A 17,733-nucleotide genomic window follows, 5' to 3' on the forward strand; every position below is an offset into this window, starting at 1 on the left:
TTTTTATGCAAAGAGGCTGTTTATTTAAAAACTAAAGGCTAACGAAATTGAGTGTGATACTCCTCATTCGGTGCCATTTCCACGGCCAGTGCAACACGGTTAGTCATGTTGTAAAAACCAACCAGATTGCAGATATCCCAGATTCCTTGGTCACTGAATCCTACATCACGTAAGGCATTGGCATCCTTAGGAGTGACCTCTGAGGGGTGTCGCGTTAATTTGGATGCATAATCCAGCATGGCTTGGTGCCTTGCTGAAAGTTTTGCACTGCGATAATTCATCACCAGATGTTCACCTAGCGCAGGATCACCGCTAAGTTCGCGCACGGCTGCGCCATGAGCGACTAAGCAGTAAAAACATTTGTTGTCGGAAGAGACAACCACAGCGATCATTTCTCGTTCCAGAACTGTTAATTCACTCTCGCCAAACATCAGTTGGTTGTAGAAGCGAGAAAATACCTCTAGTTGTTCTAGATTTTGACTGTAGGCCGTTAACACATTTGGGATTAAGCCCAACTTTTCTTGGCACTTATCAAAATAGCCTTGCACGGATTCAGGTAATTCGGCAAAAGAGGGAATCGGAAGGTCGAGTGCTACCACTGGATTACTCATCACAGCCTCCCATCGCTAAAGCGACTTTAGAGCCACTGGTACGATTCAGTTGCTGAGTAATCCAATGTCCGGTGTTAATCAGTTTTTGTAGGTCGACACCGGTTTCTATGCCCAATCCATTCAATAGATAAAGTACATCTTCCGTGGCGACATTGCCGGAGGCGCCTTTGGCATAAGGACATCCTCCCAATCCAGCGACAGAAGCATCTATCACCGCAATACCTTCTTCTAACACCGCGTAGAGATTGCCGATTGCTTGACCATAGGTGTCGTGGAAATGTGCTGCCAATCGGTTGATTGGCACCTCTTTACTCACGGCTTCCAACATCCGCTTGGCTTTTAACGGAGTACCCACGCCAATGGTGTCGCCTAGGGAGATTTCATAGCAACCCATCTCGAACATCGCCTTAGCAACTTTAGCGACCTGTTTAGGGTCAACATCACCTTGGTAAGGACAACCCATCACGGTAGACACATAGCCTCGCACCTTAATGCCTGACTGTTTAGCGGTTTCCATAATAGGGGCAAAGCGTTCTAAGCTTTCCGCAATCGAGCAGTTGATGTTTTTCTGGGTAAAGGCTTCTGACGCTGCACTAAACACCGCAACTTCATCTGCCTTAGCGGCAATCGCCGATTCTAACCCTTTCATATTTGGGGTCAGGGCAGCGTAGGTCACACCGGGTTTCCGAGTGATACCGGCCATCACATCGCTTGCATCACCCATCTGAGGTACCCATTTGGGTGATACAAAACTGGCTGCTTCAATATGAGAAAGTCCACATTGACTTAGGCGATTGATCAGTTCCACCTTAATGGCGGTAGGAATCAACTCACCTGGTTCGTTTTGCAGCCCGTCACGCGGACTCATTTCGAATAGTCGGACAGAAGCGGGGAAGCTCATACGACAACCTCTTCCTGTTCGTCACTGGTGACGGCAAGGAGTTCAGCACCTTCTGAAACCAGTTCACCTTCATTAAAATAGATTTCATCTACCACACCGGCTTTAGGTGCCTTAATGGCGTGCTCCATTTTCATCGCTTCCATAATCACCAGTGTTTGTCCGGCTTTCACCACATCGCCTGACTTCACCATAATGGCAACGACAGAACCGTTCATGGGTGCGGTCAAGCTTCCGGCCGCACTGACATCTTCAAGACCAAAGGTCTCTTCATGCGCTTCGCAGCGGAAAGATTCACCTTCGTGGAAAACCACGACTTCTTTACCCTGTTGTGTTGCATGAACTGTAATGCGATGACCATTAATGACGGTTTTTAGCTGATCGCCTACTAGGTCTACCGCCAAGGTGTAAAGGCTATCAGCCACGCGAATTTCATAGTGATGGTCTTTTTCCAGCACTTTAAGTTCATGAATATGATCGCCTACTTTGAGGGCTAACGGCTTGGCGTATTCAGAGTTGAGACGCCAGCTATTTTGATGCGCAAAGGGTGACCAGCGGTCTTCATTGTTGGGATTATGGCTACGCTTCTGCTCCAGTAAAAAGCCAGCGGCCAAGACTAGCGCTTTATTCAGATCTAGTTTGGCCGGTGGAAACAACAACGAGCGATGCTTTTCGATAAATCCTGTATCCAGATCGGCTTCGCGGAAAGGTTGGGCATCCGCTAGGGCATGCAGGAAACGAATGTTGGTTTTTACGCCATGAATTCGATACTGCTCTAGCGCCTGAACCATACGGTTGATCGCTTGATCTCGATTTTCATCCCATACGATCAGTTTGGCGATCATTGGGTCGTAATGCACACTGACCTCATCTCCTTCAACCACACCGGTATCGACTCGCACATGAGCACTCTCGTCGGGTGTGCGTAAATAGTTCAGGTGGCCTGTTGCGGGTAAAAAGTCATTGTCTGGATCTTCTGCATAGATACGTGCTTCCAGTGCATGACCGCGAATGCGAATTTGATCTTGCAGTAACGGTAGAGGAGAGCCTTCGGCTACACGCAGTTGCCATTCAACCAGATCCTGACCGGTGACCATTTCGGTGACGGGGTGCTCGACCTGCAGGCGAGTGTTCATCTCCATAAAGAAGAAGGAGCCATCTACGTCATAGAGGAATTCAACGGTTCCAGCACCTACGTAATTAATCGCTTGAGCAGCTTTAACAGCGGCTTCACCCATGGCGATACGCGTTTCGGTTGAAAGTCCTGGTGCTGGCGCTTCTTCCAGCACCTTCTGATGACGGCGTTGAACTGAGCAATCGCGCTCAGCTAGGTATACACCGTTGCCATGACTGTCACAGAACACCTGGATTTCGACGTGACGAGGTTGAGTTAGGTAGCGCTCGACCAGCATGTCGGGATTACCAAACGCATTTTTAGCTTCGCGTTTGGCAGCGGATAATGCATCGTCAAACTCATCAATATTGTTGACCACACGCATCCCTTTACCACCACCCCCTGCAACGGCTTTTAATAGCAAGGGGAAGCCACATTTGAGGGCTTCAGCACGCAGCGTTTCAGGATCTTGATCGTCACCATGATAGCCTGGGACTAGGGGCACACCGGCTTTTTCCATAATCGCTTTAGCGGCAGACTTAGAACCCATCGCAGCAATAGCAGAGGCGGGTGGACCAATAAAGACGATACCGTTTTTGCTACAGGCTTCAGCGAAATCGGTGTTTTCAGATAGAAAACCATACCCAGGATGGATCGCTTGAGCACCACTTTGTAAAGCAATATCGATGATTTTGTCGCCACGCAGATAGCTTTCGCTGCTGGGGGCTGGGCCTAATAGAAAGGCTTCATCTGCCAGTGCCACATGACGTGCATTGCGGTCTGCTTCCGAATAAACGGCAACGCAGCGAATGCCTAAACGGTGAGCCGTTTGAATCACGCGGCATGCGATTTCGCCACGGTTAGCAATTAGAATTTTACTGAACATTATTATTATTCTCCTGATTCCAGTGTGGACGACCAGTTCGGACGGCGTTTGTTCAGGAAAGCACTGAGTCCTTCCTGCCCTTCATCACTCACGCGAATATCCGCGATACGTTGAGTGGTTTGTTCAATCACAGGTTGTGTGATGGGCAGGTGGCTCACAGCAAAAATGAGTGACTTTGCTGCTTGCATGGCCTGAGGACTGTTCTGATTCATGCTGGCAATAAAGGCTTGAGCAGCGGATAACAGCTCACTGGCGTCATCAACCAGATGATGAACCAAGCCAAAATCATGTGCGGTTTCTGCGTCAAACACTTCAGCGGTTAAGAAGTAGCGTCTGGATTGGCGCTCGCCGATGGCACGAATGACATAGGGACTGATCACGGCAGGGATCAAACCGATTTTGACTTCGCTAAGACAAAAGCGAGCGTCCCGACTGGCAATCACGATGTCACAGCAAGCGGCTAGACCGACTGCGCCTCCATAGGCTGCGCCCTGAACTAATCCGATCACCGGTTTACTAAAGTGGTTCAGCTTATTCATTAACTGTGCAAGTTGACCGGCATCGGTGAGGTTTTCAGCATGACTATTATTGGCCATGCGTTTCATCCAGTTTAGATCAGCACCGGCAGAAAAGTGTTTGCCTTCAGAACGTAAAATCAGCAGACGAAGTTCACTGTTTTGTTCCGCTTCGTCTAGTTTGCTGATGAGTTGGCTAATCATACTGTCGTCAAAAGCGTTATGCTTTTCAGGACGATTAAGCACTAGTTCTGCAATTCCCGCCTCGAGTGTTCGAAGGGTGATGATTTCAGTAGTCTCAGACATCATCAACTCCTTACATTCTGAACACGCCAAAGCGTGTTTCTTCAGTGGGTCGATTAAGGGTTGCTGATAGACTTAATGCAATGACTTCACGAGTTTGTGCTGGGTCAATCACACCATCATCCCACATGCGACCACTGGCATAATACGGGTGGCCTTGATGTTCGTAGGTATCAACGATCGGTTGTTTAAATTTAGCTTCATCCTCTTCCGACCAGCTTTTGCCGTTACGTTCCATGCTTTCGCGACGAACAGTTGCCAAGACACCCGCCGCTTGCTCACCCCCCATGACAGAGATACGAGCATTTGGCCACATCCACAGGAAATCAGGATTATAGGCACGGCCACACATACCATAGTTACCGGCACCAAAACTACCGCCGATTAACACAGTTAGTTTGGGTACATTGGCACAGGCAACGGCCATCACCATTTTTGCGCCATGCTTGGCAATGCCTTCTGCTTCATATTTGCGTCCGACCATAAAGCCGGTGATATTTTGCAAAAAGAGCAGGGGGATATTGCGTTGGCAGCACAGTTCGATAAAGTGCGCGCCTTTTTGGGCAGATTCGGTAAATAAGATGCCGTTATTGGCAATAATGCCCACGGGGTAGCCATGAATATGAGCAAAGCCTGTAACCAGTGAAGCACCGTAATACTGTTTGAACTCGTCAAACTCGGAGCCATCGACCAAGCGCGAGATTACTTCACGAACGTCAAAAGGCTTGCGAAGATCGGTACCGACGATGCCGTAGAGTTCTTCAGCATCATATAAAGGTGCTTTGGGTTGGGCGATGGCAATATCCAGTTTCTTTTTACGATTCAAGTTGGCAATACAACGTCGTGCAATTTGCAGTGCATGCTGATCGTTTTCAGCATAGTGATCGGCAACACCCGAAATTTTACAATGCACGTCAGCACCGCCGAGATCCTCAGCGCTCACCACTTCACCCGTAGCGGCTTTAACCAAAGGAGGGCCAGCCAAAAAGATGGTGCCTTGATTGCGCACGATGATTGACTCATCAGCCATGGCGGGAACATAAGCACCGCCAGCGGTACACAAGCCCATCACCACAGCGATTTGCGGAATCCCTTTTGCAGACATGCGTGCCTGATTATAAAAAATACGTCCGAAGTGATCACGGTCAGGAAACACCTCATCTTGACGAGGCAGATTGGCACCTCCTGAGTCTACAAGGTAGATACAAGGTAGGTGGTTCTGTTCAGCGATCTCTTGCGCGCGCAAATGCTTCTTTACCGTTAAGGGGTAGTAGGTACCCCCTTTGACGGTGGCATCGTTGGCAATGATCATACACTCGACGCCTGATACGCGACCCACGCCGGTAATGATACCCGCGGCAGGTACGTCTTCATCATAAACTTTATAAGCTGCTAATTGAGATAGCTCTAGAAATGGAGAGCCATCATCAATTAAGCGGTTGATACGTTCGCGTGGTAGTAATTTTCCACGCGCAAGGTGTCTAGCCTGGTAGTCAGCTCCGCCGCCTTGCTGAATCTTGGCAATCTTTTCCTTTAGATCGGAAACCGCAGCTGACATGGCATCTGCTTTGGCCCTGAACTCATCAGAACGGGCATTTATTTTTGTTTGCAGAATTGGCATGGTTATGCTCCCAGTGAGTAGCCATCAGTTATTTAAGAAAAGTTCGCGACCTATTAACATCCGGCGAATTTCTGAGGTACCTGCACCGATTTCATAAAGTTTGGCATCACGTAATAAACGGCCTGTTGGGTATTCATTGATATAACCATTACCACCGAGTAACTGAATCGCATCCAGTGCAATTTGCGTTGCCATTTCTGCAGAATACAGAATGACACCGGCGGCATCTTTACGAGTGGTTTCACCGCGATCTGATGCCAATGCCACCATGTAAACATAGGATTTTGCCGCGTTCATGCGGGTATACATGTCGGCTAATTTGCCTTGGACCAATTCAAACTCACCAATGGCTTTACCGAATTGCTTTCTATCACGGACATAGGGAACCACGATATCCATGGCTGCTTGCATAATACCCAGCGGGCCGCCAGCTAGAACCAAACGCTCGTAATCAAGGCCAGACATCAGTACTTTGACGCCACCATTTAGCTCGCCCAGTAAGTTTTCTTTAGGCACTTTGCAGTCTTGGAATACTAACTCACAGGTGTTGGAGCCGCGCATACCCAGCTTGTCGAGTTTTTGTGCTTGGGTGAATCCAGGGCTATCGCGTTCAACGATGAAGGCAGAGATGCCTTTAGGGCCTGCATTCAAATCGGTTTTTGCATAGATTACATAGACATTGGCATCCGGACCGTTGGTGATCCACATTTTGTTGCCATTCAATACATAATGATCGCCCGCATCACGTGCGGTCAGTTTCATGGATACCACATCAGAACCTGCATTCGGCTCAGACATCGCCAATGCGCCAATATGTTCACCGGTGATCAGTTTAGGTAGATATTTCTCTTTCTGTGCCTGAGTGCCGTTACGATTGATTTGATTAACACAAAGGTTAGAGTGTGCGCCGTAGGAGAGGGCAACAGAAGCGGAAGCACGACTGAGTTCTTCCATCGCGATTACGTGCGCCAGGTAACCCATGCCAGAACCACCAAATTCCTCATCGGCAGTAATACCCAAGAGGCCCATATCACCAAACTTTTTCCACAAATCCGCAGGGAAGAGATTGGCATGATCAATATCTGCTGCTCTTGGGGCAATCTCACTGGCAGCAAAGTTATTGATCTGTTGACGAAGCATGTCGATCGTTTCGCCTAAACCAAAATTTAATTCAGAGTATTGAGAGATCATGTCTAATTCCTATTTGTTATTTTTAATGGAGTGATGGATCTGGGTTAGTTGCCTGAATGGAGGGTTTGACCTCGTCAGGGGATGACCCTTTTTTTGCCTTTAATTCTTGAAGTGCCGCTTCGCAACGAAGTTGAGCACTTTCTAATTCTATTTTCGCCATCTGGATGTCGTTGAGCTGCTGTTCTAACTGACGCTGCTTTTGACCCAGCGTGTCTAGCATTTTGAGTAACTGTCTTTCGCTACCGCTTTCGGTTTCGTCCCAAAGGTCGAACAACTCTTTCGATTCGGCCAATGAAAATCCCAGGCGCTTACCGCGTAAAATTAACTTCAGTCTAACTCGGTCTTTAGAACTGTAGATGCGAGTCTGTCCTTTACGCTCTGGCTTCAGTAGTCCTTCATCTTCATAAAAGCGAATGCTCCGCGTGGTGATATCAAATTCACTGGCCAATTCGCTAATAGAGTAGGTTCTTTTTTTTAAGCTCATGGAGTATTCCTCATCTTCGTCATTTGAGATTACTCAAAGTTAACGTTTACGTAAAGTGCTTTTTTGTGTTATTTTTACACAATGTTTAGTGGGTGTGTTGGTTGTAATTAAGTTAACTAACTAATTTAAATATAAAAATAACAATTTTATTAAGAATTCCATCACCTATTAGACCAAAGTATAACTTGTAAAGCTTTGCCGTTCGTTGCTAATTTAAGTTGACGCTTACGTAAATGTAATGCGAGCAGGCTGGTCTACAACAATAAAAAGAGGCTGCACAATCTTATGAGTTCTGAATTCGTTCTAGAAACCCGAGATCTTGTGAAAGAGTTTAAGGGGTTCACAGCCGTTGATAAGGTTAATCTGAAAGTCCGTCGAGGCCATATCCATGCCTTAATAGGCCCTAATGGTGCTGGCAAGACGACCGTGTTTAATCTATTAACTAAGTTCCTGATTCCGACTCGGGGACATATTCTCTTCAATGAGCAAGATATCACCTCGATGAAGCCTGCTGCGATTGCGCGCAAGGGCATTATTCGATCCTTTCAGATATCTGCAGTCTTCCCTCACATGACCGCATTGGAAAATGTCAGAGTGGCGTTGCAGCGATTTGAAGGTAACAGCTTTCATTTCTGGAAAAGTGAAAAGGCCCTGAATAAGCTCAATGATCGTGCTTACGCACTGCTTGAGTCGGTGGGTTTGGAAAGTTTTGCGGATACAGTTACCGTAGAGTTGTCTTATGGTCGCAAGCGTGCCCTTGAGCTGGCGACCACGCTCGCCATGGAACCTGAGCTGGTACTGTTAGATGAACCCACACAAGGAATGGGTCATGAGGACGTTGATCGGGTAGTGGAGTTGATTCGTCAAGCCGCCGTCGGTCGTACCATTTTGATGGTTGAGCATAACCTCAGTGTTGTCAGCAAATTATGCGATCAGATCACCGTGTTAACGCGGGGTGCTGTGCTGACCGAAGGTGATTATCAAACCGTTTCTCAAAATCCTCAGGTAAAAGAAGCCTACATGGGCAGTGAATCCAATGTTTTAGAGGGGGCTCACTGATGGCCGATGCAATCAAACCCAACTATGAACAATTAAAGATTACTGATCTTCATGCGTTTTATGGAGAATCTCATATTCTTCATGGTATCGACCTGTTGGTGCGTCGTGGCGAATTAGTGACGCTGCTTGGGCGTAATGGTTCTGGTCGAAGCACAACCTTAAAGTCAATCATGAATATGGTTGGGCATCGAACCGGTTCAATCATGATCAATGGTCGTGAAACAATTGCCACTCAAGCCCATCATATTGCTCGTTTAGGCGTCGGTTACTGTCCTGAAGAACGTGGTATTTTTTCCAGTCTTAATGTGGAAGAAAACTTAATGCTACCTCCTACCGTTCGCAGTGGTGGCATGAGTTTAGACGAAATTTACGACATGTTCCCCAATCTGTATGAGCGTCGTTTCAGTCAAGGAACCCGTCTCTCTGGTGGTGAACAGCAGATGCTCGCCATGGCTCGCATTCTGAGAACTGGCGCAAATATGCTTCTTCTTGATGAAATTACCGAAGGGTTAGCGCCGGTTATTGTGCAAAAGTTAGCTGAAGTGTTGATCAAGCTTAAAGAAAAGGGTTTGACCATCGTGCTGGTTGAGCAAAACTTTCGATTTGCCGCCCCGTTAGCAGATCGTCATTACTTAATGGAGCATGGGCAGATTGTTGAAGAAATTCAAGCGTCTGAACTCAACCAAAAACAAGAACTATTAAATACCTACCTAGGTGTTTAAATGATTGACCCTTTGTAACTAATCGAAAGTAAAGTAGTTACAAAACGTGTTTGACGTTAACAACAAAAATAAAAGCCAATATGGCAATGGAGAAACACTATGAAAACAATGAAAAAACTCCTCACTGCGGCGGTTGCATCAACAATGATTGCAAGTGCTGCTCAAGCCGCTATCTCTGATAACGAAGTACGCATCGGCTACCTGGCAGATATGTCCGGTACCTATCGTGATCTGGCAGGTCCCAATGGACTGACAGCCTTGAGAATGGCGGTTGAGGATTTTGGCGGTCAAGTGAACGGTGCCTCTATCCGTGTTGTGAGTGCAGATGACCGTAATAGCCCCGATGTCGCCTCCAGTACGGTTCGTCAGTGGATTGAGGCTGATGGTGTGGATATGGTTGCCGGTATGGTCGCCACCTCTGTAGCACTTGCTGCGGTTAACATCATCGAGCAAGCCGATAAGTTAGCAATTATCTCTGGTTCAGCGGCATCAAGTATCACCAATGAACACTGTACGCCTAACCATATTCACTATGTTTATGATACCTATCCCTTAGCCAACGGTACGGCAAAGGCGGTTGTGGATGAAGGAGGTAAGTCCTGGTTTATCTTGACCGCAGACTATGCATTTGGTCATGCGCTGGAAGCGGATATTGAGCGGGTTGTTACCAACAATGGTGGTACTGTTGTACAGAAGGTTCGTCATCCTTTCCCAACGGGAGATTTCTCTTCGTTCATTCTTCAAGCGCAAAGCTCAGGTGCTGATGTTGTCGGTCTAGCCAACGCTGGCTCTGATACCATTAATGCGATCACAACAGCAGGCGAGTTTGGTTTGACTCAATCAGGTCAATCAATAGCAGCAATGGTCGTCTTTTTAAATGACGTACATGCGTTGGGTGTTGATGCCGCTCAAGGTATTCAGTTGACCACTGGTTGGTACTGGGACATGAATGATGAAACCCGTGCATGGGCTGATCGTTTCATGGAAAGAACGGGCGTTCGTCCAGGTATGGTTCATGCGGGTATCTACTCCAGCACCATGCATTATCTTAATGCGGTGCAAGCCACTGGAACGGATGATACCCAAACCGTTCGTCGTCACATGATGGATACACCAATCAACGATATGTTTGCCACCAACGGCATCATTCGTGAAGACGGTCGTATGGTCCATGATATGTATCTTGCTCAGGTAAAAACGCCAGCTGAATCTACCAACGAATGGGATTTGTATAACATCGTTCGTACCATTCCTGCTGATGAGGCTTACCGTCCACTCTCTGAAAGTGTATGCAGACTGGTTAACAACTAATCTGTGTGGCGCGCTCATTTTTGAGCGCGCCGTCAGCATGTTTGACTGAAAGTTATTTTTAACTGGGATATTCATTATGAGCATGATATTCGGAGTACCTATTGCTGTACTCTCAGGTCAGCTTTTGCTTGGACTGATTAACGGCGCATTTTACGCCTTATTAAGTTTGGGTTTGGCCGTTATATTCGGTTTGCTTAAGATTATTAACTTTGCCCACGGCGCATTTTATATGCTGGGTGCTCTTTGCACAGTGGTTTTATTTAATACGCTTGGCATTAATTATTGGGTGGCTTTATTCCTTGCGCCTTTAATCGTCGGTACGCTTGGAATTTTGATTGAGTATTTTTTACTCCGAAAAATCGCTAATGAAGACCATATCTATAGCTTGCTACTGACCTTTGGTGTGGCACTGGTTATCCAAGGTGTGCTGACCAATATCTATGGTGTTTCTGGTATGCGTTATGCCATACCCGAAGTATTTAGAGGCGGTGTTAATCTTGGCTTTATGTTCCTACCTTACTATCGTGCTTGGGTTATTGTGGCGGCACTGGTTGTCTGTTTCGGAACCTGGTTCATGATCGAAAAAACCAAACTAGGTTCTTATCTGCGTGCCGGTACAGAAAACTCAAAACTAATGCAGGCGTTTGGTATCAACGTACCGCTACTGGTCAGCTTAACCTATGGTTTTGGCGTTATGTTGGCTGCGTTTGCCGGTGTGCTTGCTGCTCCTATTTACTCGGTTAACCCTGTGATGGGTGGAAACATTTTAATCATTGTATTTGCGGTGGTCGTGATCGGGGGAATGGGGTCGATTGTTGGATCTATCTTTACCGGTCTAGCAATGGGCATCATAGAAGGTCTGACGAAAGTGTTTTATCCAGAGGCATCTAGCACCGTTATTTTCTTAGTGATGGTTATTGTTTTGTTGGTACGTCCAGCAGGCTTATTTGGAAAGGAGGCATAATCATGTCGACTTCAGCAATAAAAACTCATTCTCGCAAAGCCTATTTGGAATCTAAGCAAAGAGCTGCGCGTCGAAACATGATTCTGTATGGGGTATTGGTTGCCTTCGCGTTAGTCGCGCCAGTGATATTCTATCCGGTCTTTTTAATGAAGGTGCTGTGTTTTGCCCTGTTTGCCATAGCGTTTAATCTTTTATTGGGGTATGTCGGTTTATTGTCATTTGGCCATGCGGCTTTTTTGGCAACCGGAGGATATACCACCGGTTATTTGCTCACCACTTATTCCGGCTTTAGTCCTGAAATGGCGATTATCATTGCAACCTCCGCGGCAACCTTGCTCGGGTTTGCCTTTGGTGTGGTCGCGATCCGTCGTCAGGGTATTTATTTTGCGATGATTACCCTAGCGTTGGCTCAGTTAGTGTTCTTCTTTTACTTGCAGTCGCCCTTCACCCGTGGTGAAGACGGAATGCATGGTATTCCAAGAGGGACACTGCTAGGTTTTATCGATCTGCAAAATAACTTGGCGATGTACTATTTTGTTCTTGCCGTGTTTATTTTTGGCTTTGCGTTGGTACAGCGTATCGTGCATTCCCCATACGGGCATGTGTTAAAAGCCATTAAGGAGAACGAACCGCGCGCAATCTCGTTGGGTTACAACGTTGATCGCTACAAGCTAGTTGCTTTCACAATTTCCGCAGCACTGGCCGGTCTAGCCGGTTCTGTCAAAACCATTGTTTTCCAACTCGCGTCATTGACTGATGCGCACTGGCACATGTCAGGTGAAGTGATTTTGATGACATTGGTTGGCGGTGTAGGAACACTACTCGGTCCCGTTATCGGTGCAACCTTTGTGATCAGCCTGGAACATCAGTTAGCTCAGAGTCCAGTAGGAGATTGGGTGGACGTGATTTTGGGTGTGATCTTTATTCTGTGTGTATTGATGTTTAGAGCCGGTTTTGTCGGTGAATTCCAGAAATTCTATAAAAAGAACTTCAAATAATCTTATTCAGGATATTGGGTGAGGAATGACGATGAAGCTACTCGTCGCTGTCAAAAGAGTCATCGATTACAACGTTAAAGTGAGAGTTAAATCGGACCGGACGGATGTTGATTTAGCAAACGTTAAAATGTCGCTAAATCCTTTTTGTGAGATTGCAGTAGAAGAAGCCGTCAGGTTAAAAGAGAAGGGCGTCGCTTCTGAAGTGCTGGTGGTTTCCATTGGAAGTAAAGCCTGCCAGGAACAACTTCGCACGGCTTTAGCCCTTGGAGCAGATAGAGCGATTCAGGTTGAAGGTCCTGATAATCCAGATTCTCTGTCGGTAGCAAGAATCCTTGCAGAAATCGTTAAACGAGAAGATCCGGGTTTGATTTTGTTAGGAAAGCAATCTATCGACTCGGATAACAACCAAACCGGACAAATGTTGGCGGCGCTCATCGATCGTCCACAAGCGACGTTTATCTCTGAAATAATGATTGAGGGTGATCAATTAACCGCTACCCGTGAAGTGGATGGAGGTTTACAAACACTGCAGCTGACTTTGCCAGCCGTAGTGACGACGGATCTGCGCCTTAACGAACCGCGTTATGCATCCTTGCCAAACATTATGAAAGCGAAGAAAAAGCCGCTAGACGTCATGACTGCGGATGAGTTGGGCATCAGTATCAACAACCGCATAACACTGGTCAGTGTTGAACCACCCGCTGAACGCAGTGCCGGTATTAAGGTGTCTTCTGTAACAGAGTTGGTCGACAAATTGCGTCAAGAAGCGAAGGTGATTGCATGAGTATTTTGATTCTAGCTGAACATGATAATCAAACACTAAAGCCAGTAACCTTAAGTGTTATTGCTGCGGCTAAAGTAATCGGTGGGGATATTGCTGTTTTAGTGGCGGGTCAATCATGTGCTCAAGTCGCAGAACAGGTCGCTCAGGTAGAGGGTGTGAGTAAAGTGCTGTTAGCGGATTCATCCAGTTATCAGCATCAACTCGCTGAAAATATTGCACCTTTGGTTGCTGAACAAGCGTCGGGTCTAACACATGTCTTAGCGGCTGCCACCACGACTGGGAAAAATATTCTTCCTCGCGTGGCCGCCTTGTTAGGGGTGAATCAAGTCTCGGAAGTGTTAGCGATCGAATCTGCAAATCGTTTCAAGCGTGCCATTTATGCGGGTAATGCGATAGCAACGGTTGAGTCTGCTGAGCCAGTGCATGTCATGACTATTCGTGGTACCGCATTTGATGCCGTTTCGGCAACCGGAAATAGCGCAGAGATTGTTAACCTGTCTAATGATTTCAACAGTGCGGACATTCGCTTTATCAGTGAAGCCTTAGCAGAGTCAGATCGTCCTGAACTAACCGCTGCCAAAGTAGTGGTCTCCGGTGGTCGTGGAGTCGCCAGCGCCGAGAATTTTGAGATGCTGTACCGAGTTGCCGATAAGTTAGGTGCTGCGGTAGGCGCTTCAAGAGCGGCGGTCGATGCCGGCTATGTTCCGAATGATATGCAGGTAGGTCAAACAGGTAAATTGGTTGCTCCTGAGCTGTATATCGCGATCGGTATCTCCGGCGCGATTCAGCATTTGGCCGGTATGAAAGATTCCAAAGTCATCGTCGCCATCAATAAAGATGAAGAAGCGCCTATTTTCCAAGTTGCTGATTATGGTTTGGTTGCCGATCTTTTTGAGGCAGTTCCTGAATTTGAAAAAGCCATTTGAAAGCGTGATTTAAAAATGCGTTCAGCTAGGAGAAATCAATGCCTTGTTACCGGATAGATTCAGTCACCCCCGTGGTTCATCCCACTGCATTCGTTCATCCAACCGCGGTGTTGATCGGTGATGTTCAGGTGGGACCAGGCTGTTACGTCGGCCCTAATGCCTGTTTACGGGGTGATTTTGGTCGCATTATTCTGAAGCAGGGCAGCAATATTCAAGATACTTGCGTGATGCATGGCTTTCCAGGTTCAGACACAGTGATTGAACAGAATGGTCATGTGGGTCATGGTGCTGTGTTGCATGGCTGTATCGTGGGTGAGGATGCGTTGATCGGCATGAATGCTGTGGTGATGGACAATGCCGTCATTGCTGCGCGCTCTTTTGTTGCCGCAACGGCCTTTGTCAAAGCTAATTTTACCTGTGAAGAAGCCTCTTTAATTGTCGGTGCTCCGGCTAAAGTAGTCAGACAGTTATCGGATGACGAAATGGCGTGGAAGCGCAAAGGTACGGCTGTGTATCAGCGCTTAACCGAGCGTTGTCATGAAAGTTTAGAGCTTTGTGAACCGTTATCCGAAGTAGAAGAGAATCGTCCTCGTATTGATGCAGGTAGCTTGCAGCCTAAAAAAACAAGTGGGATTTAAAGGCATTATGAACGATATGACCACCATGACAGATAATCGACTGGATCAGTGTTCAGCAGGAAAGCCACAGCTTAACGATTGTTTTGTTGAGATTCCGGGCGGACAAGTATTCGTTAGAACCTGGTTGCCCGCGGTGATTCAATCAGATGTTCCTATGGTATTGCTGCATGACTCCCTAGGCAGTGTTGCTCAGTGGCGAAGTTTTCCACAGCAGCTGGCGGAGCATTTGCAGCGTCCTGTCATTGCTTATGACCGATTGGGTTTTGGTCTATCAACACCGCGCCAATCACTGCCATCTTTTGACTTTATTACTGAAGAAGCAGAAGTGGTTTTTCCAGTATTGTGTCAGGCGTTGAATATCGACCACTATTGCCTGGTTGGGCACAGTGTCGGTGGTGCCATGGCCATCGCAATCGCGTCCTTGCATCCTCGCGAGTGTAAAGCGGTCATCACCTTGGCTGCACCGGTTGAAATTCATGATCGCTTATTAGAGGGGATAGAAGAGGCAAAGCAGTTTTTTGCACACACTGAATCCTTTAATAAACTCAGGAAGTGGCATGGTGAGAAAACCCGCTGGGTGTTAGATGCATGGACTGAAACTTGGTTAGCGGATGATTTTAGTTCTTGGACGATCTATCCCTATTTGTCAAAGATCACCTCTCCGGTATTAGCGATGCATGGTGATTCCGATGAGTATGGCCCTGCCAGTCTGTCGGTGCGGATTGCCGAAGGTGTCAAAGGGCGAGGGCAGCAAGCAACGATTGCGCAGTGTGGTCATATTCCTCACGCTGAGCAAACAGAGGCGGTGTTAAACCTAATTTCTGCATTTCTGCAAAACGCTAAAGATGGCGGATGATAAAATACTGGGTTATCTTTCCGTCACTTTTGCTTTAGGGTTCTTCGGGTAAAAGTGATCGGGGACACGCGCTTGTCGGGTAAATTCTCGAGTATTTTTATAGGGCATTTTCATAAATCCAGAAACGCCTAAGCCTTCAATATCGGGTAATGCTTCTACGATCCGTTGCAGTGATGCAGCGAAATCGGCTGTTCTGTCAGGATCTAACAGCACATAGTCGTTATGGATTTTTAAATGCTTGGGAAGTGCCTCAAATATAATCAATCCGGTATGGCGTATCTCATTCAGGTAAGTGATTTCTCGCATAATACTGTCTGGAAGTTGTAAGAATTCATCGGGGTCTTCTCCATCTTCAAAGTAAGAGTGATTCCGGCTGTTGTCTTCTTGCAAAGGCGCTTGAGTTACTTCGAAAGCAATGGTCATATCAGGGGGAGGAGTAAACCGCTGATACTCTTGTTCTCTGTGCAGGTGAAGTGTTGTTTTCGCATCAAAAAAACAGCACTTAAACACCCCTTCACGATGAACCGCACGGGCCAAGGTCACGAGCGTATTGACTGCATGGTTAAAAGGTTGCTTTAAATGGGAATCATGTAAGTTAAGGCTAGAATCAATATAGATCTCATTATCTTCCCAGCGTATCGCTAATCCACCTAATACCGGATATTTGCCTAATCGACTGACCGCACAGAGAAACGCGCGTTCAGTACTGCCCATGCTATGCATAAAGTTTTTATAGTATTTTTCCAGTTCAACATCATTAATTTCATTCAAGAGCGATGCATCAATGTGACCCTCCCGCAGAAAACTTTTGCGTGAGCTGTAAACCACCGTTTCCATGCTGTGTTGCTCTTGAAACACCCAGACGGGAATCAGGGGTTTCTCAGTGGGTCGCTCTAATTCGGGTACACTCCAGCGCTTGATATAAGGCATTTGCGAGATCAAGTAATCGCCTGCTCGGCGTTTTTCCTCTGCATTGCCAGCCAACAGCGTTTGCAGTGTGATGGCAAAGGCTTCTGGAAGTCCTAGAGCGGTGACCGGAATCGCGTCATAACCATAACGACAAGACTGTCCGGAGGCTAGTGCATAAAGCGTTCCCGCCAATCCTTGCTCGTCAAAACGTGGAGAGCTGAGTTCACCGTTGAGTTGTTCTTCACCGATAAAGTAAACATCACCGAGTCGTGCATTGGTGGTGTGAAGATCCTCACTGAGGCTACTTAACCCAGGTGCAATGACCGGCTGGCCATCAGCATCCTGTTGAGCAAACACACTTGAACCCCAGTCAATCAGTTTGACCTGTTCACGAATCGGGTCAAAGACAATGTTGGAAGGTTTGATATCGCCGTGCACGATGGGCGCGGGTTGATCATCAAGCCTAAAGGCTCTTAGGGTTGTTAAAATCTCGACCAGTTGTGCGGCAATCTTAATGATCAGTCGTGGTGAAAGGGGGCCTTGCTGAATAGAAAAAGCCTCCAGATCCATCCCTTGTGCTCGTTCCATCATCAGTACAGATTGACGTGAAATAGCCGTGTATTCGCTCACGGCAGGAATGCCATGATGTAACACTTGGCTTTGCATCCAGGCTTCATCTTCCAGTCGATCCTGCACCGCTTGAGGTAGGTTGATGCGCGAGAATTTGAATACATAGTCACATTCTTCGTCGGATCGCCCAGCAAACACAAAACCGTACGCGCCCTTGCCGATAAATTCTATATCGGAAAATCCCAGTAATCTGAGCTGATCCATACAGAGCTGCACCCAGTCTTTAATCTTTTGAGCATCTTCATGGCTCATCAGATAGATGGATTGTTCCTCATTGATATAAAACTGCTGCAGCAAAGGGCGCGTCATCACC

The 17,733-nt window shown here is 47.0% G+C and carries 17 protein-coding genes; 9 read left to right on the plus strand and 8 right to left on the minus strand.

Features of this window, described 5'->3' with window-relative positions; translation table 11 throughout:
- Window positions 1-38: 38 nt before the first annotated feature.
- The 7 genes from F7R24_RS03485 to F7R24_RS03515 are packed head-to-tail and all read right to left on the minus strand — an operon-like array spanning window position 39 to window position 7,623.
- Complete coding sequence (locus tag F7R24_RS03485; RefSeq protein ID WP_151669866.1) at window positions 39-611, minus strand: peroxidase-related enzyme; 573 nt, start codon at window positions 609-611, stop codon at window positions 39-41.
- On the minus strand, window positions 604-1,512 hold the full coding sequence (locus F7R24_RS03490; RefSeq protein ID WP_151669867.1) for a hydroxymethylglutaryl-CoA lyase: 909 nt from the start codon (window positions 1,510-1,512) through the stop codon (window positions 604-606). The genes F7R24_RS03485 and F7R24_RS03490 overlap by 8 nt, the downstream gene beginning before the upstream one ends.
- Window positions 1,509-3,509 carry an acetyl/propionyl/methylcrotonyl-CoA carboxylase subunit alpha gene (locus tag F7R24_RS03495; RefSeq protein ID WP_151669868.1) on the minus strand — a complete coding sequence of 667 codons (2,001 nt, stop codon included), beginning with the start codon at window positions 3,507-3,509 and terminating at the stop codon, window positions 1,509-1,511. The genes F7R24_RS03490 and F7R24_RS03495 overlap by 4 nt, the downstream gene beginning before the upstream one ends.
- 5 nt (window positions 3,510-3,514) lie before the next feature.
- Window positions 3,515-4,330 carry an enoyl-CoA hydratase/isomerase family protein gene (locus tag F7R24_RS03500; protein WP_151669869.1) on the minus strand — a complete coding sequence of 272 codons (816 nt, stop codon included), beginning with the start codon at window positions 4,328-4,330 and terminating at the stop codon, window positions 3,515-3,517.
- 10 nt (window positions 4,331-4,340) lie between these two features.
- Complete coding sequence (locus F7R24_RS03505) at window positions 4,341-5,948, minus strand: carboxyl transferase domain-containing protein (protein ID WP_151669870.1); 1,608 nt, start codon at window positions 5,946-5,948, stop codon at window positions 4,341-4,343.
- Window positions 5,949-5,972: 24 nt separating this feature from the next.
- Window positions 5,973-7,139 (minus strand): isovaleryl-CoA dehydrogenase, encoded by a 1,167-nt coding sequence (locus tag F7R24_RS03510; protein ID WP_151669871.1) that lies wholly within the window; start codon window positions 7,137-7,139, stop codon window positions 5,973-5,975.
- A gap of 22 nt (window positions 7,140-7,161) precedes the next feature.
- Complete coding sequence (locus F7R24_RS03515; RefSeq protein ID WP_151669872.1) at window positions 7,162-7,623, minus strand: MerR family transcriptional regulator; 462 nt, start codon at window positions 7,621-7,623, stop codon at window positions 7,162-7,164.
- A gap of 285 nt (window positions 7,624-7,908) precedes the next feature.
- Here F7R24_RS03515 and F7R24_RS03520 point away from each other — a divergent pair, with 285 nt between their 5' ends.
- From F7R24_RS03520 to F7R24_RS03560, 9 genes are all read left to right on the plus strand, one after another.
- A complete protein-coding gene (locus F7R24_RS03520; RefSeq protein WP_151669873.1) occupies window positions 7,909-8,682 on the plus strand; it encodes an ABC transporter ATP-binding protein in 774 nt (257 codons plus the stop codon).
- Window positions 8,682-9,404 (plus strand): ABC transporter ATP-binding protein, encoded by a 723-nt coding sequence (locus F7R24_RS03525; protein WP_151669874.1) that lies wholly within the window; start codon window positions 8,682-8,684, stop codon window positions 9,402-9,404. Before F7R24_RS03520 ends, F7R24_RS03525 begins: the two co-directional genes overlap by 1 nt.
- Window positions 9,405-9,503: 99 nt before the next feature.
- The gene (locus tag F7R24_RS03530) at window positions 9,504-10,715 is read left to right on the plus strand and encodes an ABC transporter substrate-binding protein (RefSeq protein ID WP_151669875.1); all 1,212 of its coding nucleotides are present in this window, start codon (window positions 9,504-9,506) and stop codon (window positions 10,713-10,715) included.
- Between the two features lie 76 nt (window positions 10,716-10,791).
- Window positions 10,792-11,679, plus strand: a complete 888-nt coding sequence (locus F7R24_RS03535; RefSeq protein WP_151669876.1) for a branched-chain amino acid ABC transporter permease — start codon at window positions 10,792-10,794, stop codon at window positions 11,677-11,679.
- Between the two features lie 77 nt (window positions 11,680-11,756).
- Entirely contained in the window at window positions 11,757-12,677 is a 921-nt protein-coding gene (locus F7R24_RS03540) for a branched-chain amino acid ABC transporter permease (RefSeq protein ID WP_420812979.1), read from the plus strand.
- A gap of 31 nt (window positions 12,678-12,708) precedes the next feature.
- The gene (locus F7R24_RS03545; RefSeq protein WP_151669878.1) at window positions 12,709-13,461 is read left to right on the plus strand and encodes an electron transfer flavoprotein subunit beta/FixA family protein; all 753 of its coding nucleotides are present in this window, start codon (window positions 12,709-12,711) and stop codon (window positions 13,459-13,461) included.
- The gene (locus F7R24_RS03550; protein WP_151669879.1) at window positions 13,458-14,387 is read left to right on the plus strand and encodes an electron transfer flavoprotein subunit alpha/FixB family protein; all 930 of its coding nucleotides are present in this window, start codon (window positions 13,458-13,460) and stop codon (window positions 14,385-14,387) included. The genes F7R24_RS03545 and F7R24_RS03550 overlap by 4 nt, the downstream gene beginning before the upstream one ends.
- Before the next feature lie 38 nt (window positions 14,388-14,425).
- Window positions 14,426-15,025, plus strand: coding sequence for a phenylacetic acid degradation protein PaaY (paaY, locus tag F7R24_RS03555; RefSeq protein WP_151669880.1), 600 nt, complete (start codon window positions 14,426-14,428; stop codon window positions 15,023-15,025).
- A gap of 7 nt (window positions 15,026-15,032) precedes the next feature.
- A complete protein-coding gene (locus F7R24_RS03560) occupies window positions 15,033-15,881 on the plus strand; it encodes an alpha/beta fold hydrolase (protein ID WP_206057463.1) in 849 nt (282 codons plus the stop codon).
- A gap of 12 nt (window positions 15,882-15,893) precedes the next feature.
- Here the strand turns inward: F7R24_RS03560 and F7R24_RS03565 are convergent, their stop codons facing one another.
- Window positions 15,894-17,729 carry a protein kinase domain-containing protein gene (locus F7R24_RS03565; protein WP_151669881.1) on the minus strand — a complete coding sequence of 612 codons (1,836 nt, stop codon included), beginning with the start codon at window positions 17,727-17,729 and terminating at the stop codon, window positions 15,894-15,896.
- Window positions 17,730-17,733: the final 4 nt, after the last annotated feature.

This window comes from Nitrincola schmidtii, assembly GCF_008973715.1.
GTDB lineage: Bacteria > Pseudomonadota > Gammaproteobacteria > Pseudomonadales > Balneatricaceae > Nitrincola > Nitrincola schmidtii.

What these genes read in the sequence shown, in the direction of transcription:
- F7R24_RS03490 (WP_151669867.1), bottom strand. Translation starts at nt 1,512, where the DNA reads ATGAGCTTCCCCGCTTCTGTCCGACTATTCGAAATGAGTCCGCGTGAC.
- F7R24_RS03550 (WP_151669879.1), top strand. Translation starts at nt 13,458, where the DNA reads ATGAGTATTTTGATTCTAGCTGAACATGATAATCAAACACTAAAGCCA.
- F7R24_RS03485 (WP_151669866.1), bottom strand. Translation starts at nt 611, where the DNA reads ATGAGTAATCCAGTGGTAGCACTCGACCTTCCGATTCCCTCTTTTGCC.
- F7R24_RS03520 (WP_151669873.1), top strand. Translation starts at nt 7,909, where the DNA reads ATGAGTTCTGAATTCGTTCTAGAAACCCGAGATCTTGTGAAAGAGTTT.
- F7R24_RS03500 (WP_151669869.1), bottom strand. Translation starts at nt 4,330, where the DNA reads ATGTCTGAGACTACTGAAATCATCACCCTTCGAACACTCGAGGCGGGA.
- F7R24_RS03525 (WP_151669874.1), top strand. Translation starts at nt 8,682, where the DNA reads ATGGCCGATGCAATCAAACCCAACTATGAACAATTAAAGATTACTGAT.
- F7R24_RS03545 (WP_151669878.1), top strand. Translation starts at nt 12,709, where the DNA reads ATGAAGCTACTCGTCGCTGTCAAAAGAGTCATCGATTACAACGTTAAA.
- F7R24_RS03535 (WP_151669876.1), top strand. Translation starts at nt 10,792, where the DNA reads ATGAGCATGATATTCGGAGTACCTATTGCTGTACTCTCAGGTCAGCTT.
- F7R24_RS03515 (WP_151669872.1), bottom strand. Translation starts at nt 7,623, where the DNA reads ATGAGCTTAAAAAAAAGAACCTACTCTATTAGCGAATTGGCCAGTGAA.
- F7R24_RS03530 (WP_151669875.1), top strand. Translation starts at nt 9,504, where the DNA reads ATGAAAACAATGAAAAAACTCCTCACTGCGGCGGTTGCATCAACAATG.
- F7R24_RS03560 (WP_206057463.1), top strand. Translation starts at nt 15,033, where the DNA reads ATGAACGATATGACCACCATGACAGATAATCGACTGGATCAGTGTTCA.
- F7R24_RS03565 (WP_151669881.1), bottom strand. Translation starts at nt 17,729, where the DNA reads ATGACGCGCCCTTTGCTGCAGCAGTTTTATATCAATGAGGAACAATCC.
- F7R24_RS03505 (WP_151669870.1), bottom strand. Translation starts at nt 5,948, where the DNA reads ATGCCAATTCTGCAAACAAAAATAAATGCCCGTTCTGATGAGTTCAGG.
- F7R24_RS03495 (WP_151669868.1), bottom strand. Translation starts at nt 3,509, where the DNA reads ATGTTCAGTAAAATTCTAATTGCTAACCGTGGCGAAATCGCATGCCGC.
- F7R24_RS03540 (WP_420812979.1), top strand. Translation starts at nt 11,757, where the DNA reads ATGATTCTGTATGGGGTATTGGTTGCCTTCGCGTTAGTCGCGCCAGTG.
- paaY (WP_151669880.1), top strand. Translation starts at nt 14,426, where the DNA reads ATGCCTTGTTACCGGATAGATTCAGTCACCCCCGTGGTTCATCCCACT.
- F7R24_RS03510 (WP_151669871.1), bottom strand. Translation starts at nt 7,139, where the DNA reads ATGATCTCTCAATACTCTGAATTAAATTTTGGTTTAGGCGAAACGATC.